This is a genomic window from Rhodopirellula maiorica SM1 (assembly GCF_000346295.1).
Taxonomy (GTDB): Bacteria; Planctomycetota; Planctomycetia; order Pirellulales; family Pirellulaceae; genus Novipirellula; species Novipirellula maiorica.
This window is the reverse complement of the sequence record NZ_ANOG01000317.1, coordinates 1-8755: the sequence shown is the minus strand read 5'-3', so window position 1 is coordinate 8755 and position 8755 is coordinate 1. Positions and strand designations below refer to the sequence as shown.

At 54.8% G+C, this 8755-nt stretch carries 7 protein-coding genes; 2 read left to right on the top strand and 5 right to left on the bottom strand.

Annotated features, from left to right (window positions below):
• Together pduL and RMSM_RS10305 are read right to left on the bottom strand one after the other, a co-directional pair.
• A partial coding sequence (pduL, locus tag RMSM_RS10310; protein ID WP_008695133.1) for a phosphate propanoyltransferase occupies positions 1 to 672 on the bottom strand: 672 nt, incomplete at its 3' end.
• Complete coding sequence (locus RMSM_RS10305; RefSeq protein WP_008695132.1) at positions 669 to 1538, bottom strand: DeoR/GlpR family DNA-binding transcription regulator; 870 nt, start codon at positions 1536 to 1538, stop codon at positions 669 to 671. The genes pduL and RMSM_RS10305, both read right to left, overlap by 4 nt.
• 408 nt (positions 1539 to 1946) lie before the next feature.
• Between RMSM_RS10305 and RMSM_RS10300 the strand changes: the two genes are divergently transcribed.
• Positions 1947 to 2741: an SDR family NAD(P)-dependent oxidoreductase gene (locus RMSM_RS10300; protein ID WP_008695131.1), complete on the top strand. Its 795-nt coding sequence runs from the start codon at positions 1947 to 1949 to the stop codon at positions 2739 to 2741.
• A 151-nt stretch (positions 2742 to 2892) separates the two neighbouring features.
• On the opposite strand, the gene rimI is transcribed toward RMSM_RS10300, so the two are convergent.
• The 3 genes from rimI to RMSM_RS10280 all read right to left on the bottom strand — a co-directional run bounded on the left by rimI (position 2893) and on the right by RMSM_RS10280 (position 6870).
• Positions 2893 to 3369 carry a ribosomal protein S18-alanine N-acetyltransferase gene (rimI, locus tag RMSM_RS10295; RefSeq protein WP_052031572.1) on the bottom strand — a complete coding sequence of 159 codons (477 nt, stop codon included), beginning with the start codon at positions 3367 to 3369 and terminating at the stop codon, positions 2893 to 2895.
• A gap of 767 nt (positions 3370 to 4136) precedes the next feature.
• Positions 4137 to 5303, bottom strand: coding sequence for a trans-sulfuration enzyme family protein (locus tag RMSM_RS10285; protein ID WP_008695127.1), 1167 nt, complete (start codon positions 5301 to 5303; stop codon positions 4137 to 4139).
• A gap of 385 nt (positions 5304 to 5688) precedes the next feature.
• Positions 5689 to 6870: a trans-sulfuration enzyme family protein gene (locus RMSM_RS10280; RefSeq protein ID WP_008695126.1), complete on the bottom strand. Its 1182-nt coding sequence runs from the start codon at positions 6868 to 6870 to the stop codon at positions 5689 to 5691.
• Between the two features lie 569 nt (positions 6871 to 7439).
• Between RMSM_RS10280 and RMSM_RS10275 the strand changes: the two genes are divergently transcribed.
• Positions 7440 to 8755 (top strand): PQQ-binding-like beta-propeller repeat protein (locus RMSM_RS10275; RefSeq protein ID WP_160168275.1); only part of this gene is annotated, 1316 nt, incomplete at its 3' end.

The window sequence follows — 8755 nt, the reverse complement described above, 5'->3', positions numbered from 1 at the left end:
GCCTTCGTCGGTGTCGATGTGCACTTCGAGCTTTGCCGCTTCATCGGCTCGCACCAACACATCTTCAAACACCACGCTGCAATCGGGGCTCTTGATTTTCAACTGCATCATGTCGCCGTTTTTGACGCCAAAATGATCGGCGTCGGCGAAGTTCATGTGAACGTGTCGCGCCGCTCGGATCACGCCTTGGTCTAATTTGACCGTGCCGGCGGGACCCACCAACACACAACCGGGGGTGCCGTCAATCTTGCCGCTGTGGCGAACCGGCGCGTTGATGCCAAGCGAGATCGAATCGGTCAGTGCCAATTCGACTTGGCTGAACGGACGCGTCGGCCCCAGCACTCGCACATTGGGCAGCATGCGGCGGCGAGGCCCGACAACCATCACGGTTTGCTTGGCGGCATAAAAGCCGTCTTGGTACAAGTCCTTATCAGGCTCGAGCACGCTGCCGGCGCCGAACAAGATTTCGACGTGCTCGTCCGTCAAATGGACGTGCCGGGCCGAGATGCTGACTCGCAAATTCGGTTTGCCGTCGACCCAACCCGGCGGTGTTTTTGTAGAAACGCCCGCATAGCCATTGGATGCGTTGCTCGGGGCGGCACCGCCCATCGACGCCATCACGGCGCTACGGACAAGGTGCTCGATACGATTGCGATCGATTGTTTGCGTCATTGCTGCCTTTTTACTTTCTGTTCTGTTTCCGCGTCGTGATTGCCTTGGTCGCCGCTGGCCGCGACATTCAGCCCGCTTCGCGCTGCGTCACGTTCGTTTTGTCCCGACGGATTTGCCAAGACTAATCCGACACCCGCCTTTTCCAAGCGTTCTTTCCACTCAGAATCGATTCCTGAATCGGTCACCACGGCGTTCACTTCGTGTAACCCGCACAACCGGCTCAGACTTACCTTGCCAAACTTGCTGCTATCGGTCACGACGATGGATTGGTCCGCCGCCGCGATCATCGCTTTTTCGCTTTCCACCAGCATCATGTCGCTGTTGAAATAGCCTCGTTCGTTAATCCCCGCGACCGACAAAAATGCCTTCCCAACATTTAAGGTGTGAAGCATCGAGTCGGCCATCGGGCCGATCGCCACTGCCGTTCGTCCCCGAACACAGCCGCCGATCATGATCAAATCAATCGACTCACTCGAAGAAAGCAAATGTGCCACCGGCAAACTGTTTGTCACCACTTGCAGCGGCCGTTTGACCAAATGCCTTGCTAACTCGTAAGTCGTACTTCCTCCGTCGAGCAAAATCGTGTCGTGATCGTCAACCAACTCCGCAGCCACCAAGCCAATGGCACTTTTGGCAGGCCACATCGTATCTCGACGATTGCCAAACACGCGTATCGTTGCGGTTTTGCCCGTCCAAAACACACCACCGTGTGTCCGCCGCGCATCCCCCGCTTTCTCTAACTCTTCCAAGTCGCGGCGAATGGTCGACTCGCTGACATTCAACGTCTCGGCAAGTTCCCCCAACGCCGCGAAACCACGCGTCTGGATCAACTCGCGAAGCCGGTCTCGTCGTGATTTTGTTGACACTGAGGCCTCCTTACCGCGAAGTCTTCCTAAGCCGCGTATCTTACTATGAATGATAGTTTTCTCTCATTTTTGCCGGAAATCAATCACCTAAATCGCTCTATGGGAAGTTTTTCGCAAACTAATTGGTAGTTTTGCGCATTTTGGCGTGTATCCGGGATCGACCGACGTCCGTATTTTGAGTGGCGAAGGGGAGCGAAACCGCCGACGACTGCAGTGGCAAAGAATCTCAAGCAGGCGAGAATCTACAGCCCGCTGCAAAACGAGCGTGGATCGGGTATCGTCGTTGAATCCCCCGGGCTACACCCGCGAGTAAGACGCCCGCGAGCAGGATGCCCGCCAATACTGCAACACGCAAAGATCGCGGAGCGATCAGCGACTATCTGCGTCCCTACCTGAAAACGAGACAACATGAGCAATTTGAAAGGCAAACGTGCCGTCATCAGCGGCGCATCACGCGGAATCGGACGTGGAATTGCGATCCAGTTGGCAAAAGCGGGCGTGGATGTCGTGATCAATTACCGCAGTCACGAAGGTGAAGCGGACGAAGTGGTTGCGGCGTGCGAAGCCCACGGCGTACGGGCGTTTAAGGTCGCCGCCGACATGGCCGACCAACAGCAAACCGAATCCCTAGTTGATCAGGCCAGCGAACTGCTTGGCGGTTTGGATATCGTGGTCAGCAATGCGGCCTACAGCGATCGCCACACCATGTTGGATTCGGATATGGACGAATTTCGCAAAACGATCGACATCAGCATGTGGGGCGCGTTCTACCTGATTCGACGCGGTGCCCAGAAGCTTGTCGATGCAGGCCAGGGCGGTAACCTGGTCGTGATCAGCAGCCCTCATGCTCACATCGCGATGCCAGGTGCAATGGCTTACAACATGGCCAAGGCCGCCAACGACCAAATGGCTCGCACCGCTGCATGTGAATTGGCGCAATACGGAATCCGCTGCAACATCATTCATCCGGGGTGGACCAACACACCAGGAGAACGCAAGTTCTTTAGCGAGCAGACGCTTGAACAAAAGGGCAGTGAATTACCGCTCGGTCGGCTCGGCGAACCCGAAGAGATCGGTCGCGGCGTCGTGTTCCTGTGCGATCCCGAAAGCCGATACATCACCGGCAGCACGATCACGATCGACGGTGGCATCCAATTGCCATTCAAAGAGATGTACCGCGTCGAAGAAGCGAGCGGCAGATAGCAACAATGTGGAATAGGCTTCTAGTCTGTCATTGCAGCATGTTGTTACTGAAGACAGGATTGAAGGCTATTCCACATTTCGGCAACGAACACTCTTGGCGAGTTTCGTTGCTGCGGATGCCGATGACAGGCTGGAAGCCTATCCCACAAGCTTAGCCGGCCATTCGCGTGATGCGATTGTGTGGCTGGGCGAGTTCTTCGACGGATGCTTGATAACGGTATTGCATCAAGTAGGCGTCTTCGACCGTGTCTTCGTAAAAGTCACGCAGCACCGAGATCGCTTTGAAACCAACCGACTTAAAGAACAATTGAGCTTCGAGATTGGTCTCGCGAACTTCCAACATGATTCGGTTGCGACGTTCGTGCGACAACTTGCCGAGCAGCTTGCTCAACATCGCATGTCCGACTCCACGACGACGTGCGTCGGGATGAACCGAGAAGTTCAAAACGTGCAATCGGTTCTTGTGAAGTTCATAGATCATGAACCCGACGACTTGGTCGTCCACTTCGGCGACCATACCGATGCAATTGCGTTGACGAAGGCAGCGAATGAAGTCTTCTTCGGTCCAAGCGAACTCAAAGCTCTTATTCTCAATGCCCAGGACCGCCGGCATATCGCGGCGAATCATCCAACGAATGTGAGTGTTTACAGCCTGCTTGGTATCCATGCTGGACTCCTTTCCACCTGAATGAACCAAATGACCTCAGGGGTGGCTTGCCCTCATGGCGTCCCCAAGGTGCGAAAATAATGTCGTCACCAACGACAAGCGAAGATTAGCAGATGCCTGAAATTGGACCAATACAGAATGGGAGCTGTCGCAGAATTTCTTAAAAACGATCCCGACGAACGCAATTTTCATGTAAATATCACGGAAATTCGGCCTCGGCCTGCTTTCTCTCCACCGCGATCGTGCTCAAACCGCAGAAAAAAAATCGAAAATCGTCCCGCTGCGATTCAGTCGTACGACGGACTTCCTAGTCCGTCGAATACACCAATGACCGATTAGGTAGCCCATCAGCCCCCCTTGCCAAAGGAAACTTCATTAAATCAACAGCCTGCGAGCGGGCGGTTGATTTAATCGAAATGCAAATCGCATTAGTGAGCCGAGGGCCGTAAGGCACCGGGTGATGCGTGGAGCCCGGCCGCTGACGCGCGAGCGGCTCATTAAATCAACAGCCCGCGAGCCACGGCTCCGACGATTAGGCCGCTTTGGCGAACGCTGTAAACCATTTTCCCTATGAGGAAAACTCGAATTAACTGCGGCGAAAGTCGCAGAGACTTTCGGGCACGCGAGTAAAACCGAAACTCTCTGCGAGTTTCGCTACGAAAAAATGCTTCACGCCGTTGGTCTTAACGGCCAGCGCGAATTTTACCCGAAGTTTCCTTCCAACCTGCTTAACCGATGGCTTGCGCTAAATCGTTTCGCAAATCTTCGAACGACTCCAGCCCCACAGACAACCGGATCAGCCCATCGGTGATGCCAAACTTCTCGCGATCCGACGCGTCATAACTGGCGTGCGACATCGTCGCAGGCTGCTCGATCAACGACTCCACCGCCCCGAGGCTGACGGCCAAGTGAAACAATTTCGTCGTTTCGCAAACCTTGGCGGTTTCTGCCTTATCCGCGTCCAATTCAAACGTGACCATCGCCCCAAAACCACCTTCGAGGGTTTCGGCAGCGAGCGAATGTTGCGGATGTGATTCAAGCCCCGGATAGAGAACCGATTTGACTCGCCCGTGCGACTCGAGCCACTGTGACAACCGAAGCGCGGTGGCAGATTGTTCGCGAACTCGCAAATCGAGCGTTTTTAGACCACGGGATATCAGGAAACAGCTGAGTGGATCCAACACCGCTCCGGTTGCGTTTTGGATGTAATACAGCTGGTCATAGAGGGATTTGTCGTTGACCGCCAACGTCCCTCCCAAACAATCGCTATGCCCTCCCAAATATTTGGTGGCGGAGTGCATGACGATGTCGATGCCACTTTCAAGCGGCCGGATTAGCGCCGGGGTACCAAACGTGTTGTCGACACCGATCAAGCATTTCTTTGCCTTGGCCACCTCGGCAAGTTTGCCAAGATCGGGAATCGACAGCCGAGGGTTGCCGATCGTTTCCGCCCACACCAATTTGGTTTTGTCGGTGATCGCCGACTCGACAGCCGAAACGTCGGTCATATCGACCAAGGTGACTTCGATTCCAGCGCGGTCGCAGATCTTGTGCAGTAAGCGATAGGCACCGCCGTACAAATCACACCCCGCGACGACATGGTCACCGCTGCGCAGCAACATCGTGACGCAGTGGATCGCTGCCATCCCTGAGGAAAACGCCAGCGCTCCACAGCCTCCTTCGAGTGATGCGAGCGTCGTTTCCAAATTGCGACGCGTTGGATTTCCGCTGCGAGAGTAATCAAATTCGCCCCACTCGCCCGCCCCCGGTTGCTGAAACGTGCTGGCAAGATGAATTGGCGGAACCACCGCTCCGGTCGCAGGATCGACTTCGTTGCCGACGTGAATCGCTCGCGTGCGGAAGTCCGTTTTCTTTGGGTCGTTAGAGTGGGTCATGATCGAGTTTTTGATTAAGCGTAGCGAAAGTCGCCAAGACCTTTGTGAGATAGGCATCTAGCCTGTCGTCCAAGGGATGGCTGGCGAATGCGAGGTTAAGCTCGATTCGAGGTTAGCGGAACTCGCGAGAGAGTTTCTAATGCCTCGTTTAACCGTTAGCCGATAGGCGTACGCTAACCGATGCAATTTGAATTTGGATCAATCAACAAGCCGTTGACGACTTCCGCTACGACCGAATTATTTCTTAACGGCCCTGTAATCCCCGAAACGCTAACGAGTGACCACAAGAAACGTATCCCCTCGCGATCGCGTTGGGTTATGATTCTTCTGAAGCCTGGCTTAATTGACGAGCTGATGACAGGCTGGAAGCCTATCCCACATTGGGCTACGCCTGGAGTGCTTGCTTCAGATCGGCAATCAGATCGTCGGTGTCTTCGATCCCGCACGACATGCGAATCATGTTGTCGGCGATTCCGAATCGAACTCGATCTTCGGGGGTGCAGTGATAGTAGCTCATCACAAGCGGTTGTTCGATCAACGATTCGACTCCACCCAAACTGGCGGCAATTCGTGGGATTTTCGCTGCATCGACGATCCGCGAGGTCTCTTCCCAATCCGCGTCTTTGACGGTGAACGTGATCAGACCGCCATAGCCACGCATCTGCGCCGCAGCCGAATCGTGCGACGGATGGGACTTCAGGCCAGGATAGTAGACACGATCCACACGCGGATGATTTTCTAAGAACTCGGCAATCGCCAATCCGTTTTCGTTGTGCCGCTGCATCCGCAGTGCAAATGTTTTCAAGCCACGTTCGAGCAAGTACAGATTGTGAGGCGAATTAACTCCGCCCAGCACTCCACGCAGCGAACGCACCGATTCCAATTGCTCGCGTCGGCCACAAATCACGCCAGCCAACAAGTCATTGTGACCGCCGAGATATTTGGTTGCCGAGTGCAACACGTAATCAACGCCGTATGCGATCGGTTTGATGTTGAACGGGGTGGCCAAAGTCGCATCGATTAGCGTTTCGACTTCGTTGGATTTGCCAACGGCGGCAAATTTTTCCAAATCGATCGTCGTCAAATGGGGATTGGTCGGCGATTCGCTGACCAACATCTTCGTCCGCGGCGTGATCGCGGCTTCGAGTGCCTCGAAATCGCCCGTCGGGACTTGGTGGGTCACCACGCCAAATCGCGACAAATGTTTTGCACAAAACTCGCGACTGCGATGGTAACACTGGTCAAAGAAAACGATCTCATCGCCGCTACTCAGCTTGGCCATCAACAGACCAACGATGGCAGCCATGCCGGAGCTGTATAGAATCGCCTCTTCGGCCCCTTCGAGTGCCGCTAATTTGGCTTCGACACTTTTTTCGTTGGGATTCCCGTAGCGACCGTACTCTTCGCGATCTTCTTCGCCATTGACGAAACGCAACAGCGATGCGGTCGAATCAAAGGTAAATGTCGACGCCGCGTAGATCGGAGCGGTAATCGAACCTTCGGCCTTTTGCCGCTGTTCACCGCTATGCACGCACTGGGTTGACGTCCCGAGCAATTGCTCGTTCACCAGCCCCCGAGGCGAAGCTTTTGGAGAGATAGGCTTGGCTGCAGAAGGAGTCTCTGCGGTGCAATCGGAATCCGAGTTTGTGTCCGCAGAAATTACGGAATCACCGGTGCGACCCAATTTGGTCGCGTCTGAATCAATCGTCATATTTTTTGTCATGGCTCTTTAGCAGGTCAGGCTGCAAGCGGCCGCAAATCCCAATGTGACGAACCTCCGCCGAGGTCGCCCATTCACGTTAGAAATAGGCTATCCGCCCAAAGGCGACTCGACAAGGGTTTTCCCAAAATTCCATCAAAGCTGCCGCGGTCGATGATCGGTTGATTGCCATCACCGCCAAAGTTTCACATTTGCCCCCCTGTCGGCCGGATCCCTGTAGGCCGGATCAACTCGCCCAAATCGACGCAGATCCGGCGGGCAAAGGTGAATTCACGTTCGTTACCAATGCCGAGCCGGATCTTCGCTTCACTGCGATCCGGCCTACAACAGTAAAACTACTGTTCGAACCGCGTTTTAACTGCCAACAAAACACCGACATGCTTGGCTTGGCGTCCGCCTCACACGACAATGGCGCAATGAGCTCTTCCTTTTTCTTTAAAACGCTCCGAATCTTGATTCTGGTTCTGTTGACGCTTGTTGGCTACGCCGCATCGGCCGAGGAACCCCGGCAAGGTTGGCCGCATATTCGTGGCCCCCAATATGACGGTTGCTCTGCCGAAGTCGAACTTGCGGATCAATGGCCAACGGAGGGCCCCCCGGTACTTTGGACAAAGGAACTCGGTCAGGGCTATTCCGGATTTGTGATCGCGGAGGACCGTGCGTTCACGCAGTACCAAACGCTGACCGGCCAATTTCTGCTCTGCTTGGATGCGGAAACCGGCCAGACGCTTTGGCGCTATCGCTACGATTGGCCCTACCAACCCACCGGGCTGTACCCAGGTCCACGCAGCACGCCGACGATATCGAATCAACATGTCTTCTTCACCACTCCCTCTGGCGCGGTTACCTGTCTTTCCATCGATGGCAAACTCGTCTGGTCACGCGACTTGACTGCCGAACTTGGCGGCAAGGGAACCGAGTTCGGCTACGCTTGCTCCCCTACCGTGATCGATGGCATGGTAATTCTGCCGATCGGAGCGATAGGTGCCTCTATGGTGGCGTTGGACCAACGTGATGGATCAATTGTTTGGAAATCCGGCGACGAACCAGCTAGCTACACGCCGGCACTGCCGATCACGATCGACGGACAAACACAAGTAATTGGATATCTCGAGAACGATTTGGTTGGATACGACCTGAAAACGGGCGAGCGATTGTGGAGCGAGCATCTATCGAGTGGCTACGACGAACATTCCGCCTGGCCGATTTTTCACGAGCCGTACCTTTGGACATCGGCTCCATTCCAAGCAGGCTCGCGGCTTTGGAAATTAAGTGGCCAATCGAGCGAGAATTCCGGTGCCGCCTGCAGCACGGTTTGGCAAATCCCGCTGATGTCCAACGATGTCTCCTCAAGTGTTTTGGTCGACGGCTACTTGTATGGCTTCGACGTGGCCGAGGCACAATCGAAAGCTCACCGGCCGACCCGAGGCTGTTTCCGTTGTCTTGATTTCCGAACGGGCAAGCAGCAATGGGCAAACGGGATCGCGAAAACGCGTCGAAAAACGGATTTCGAATCCAACCGAGACGCCGGAGTGGTGGGGCACGCCAGTGTGATTGCGGCCGATGGCAAATTGTTTTTGCTCAATGATCTCGGCGATTTGATTTTGGCCGAAGCAAATCCCAAAAGAGTACATCGAGCGAGGCCGAGTGCGAGTTTTGGGAGGCGAGATCAGTTGGACCACGCCGGCATTGGATCAGGGTCGCTTGTTTGTACGAAATCACAGTCGCGCTG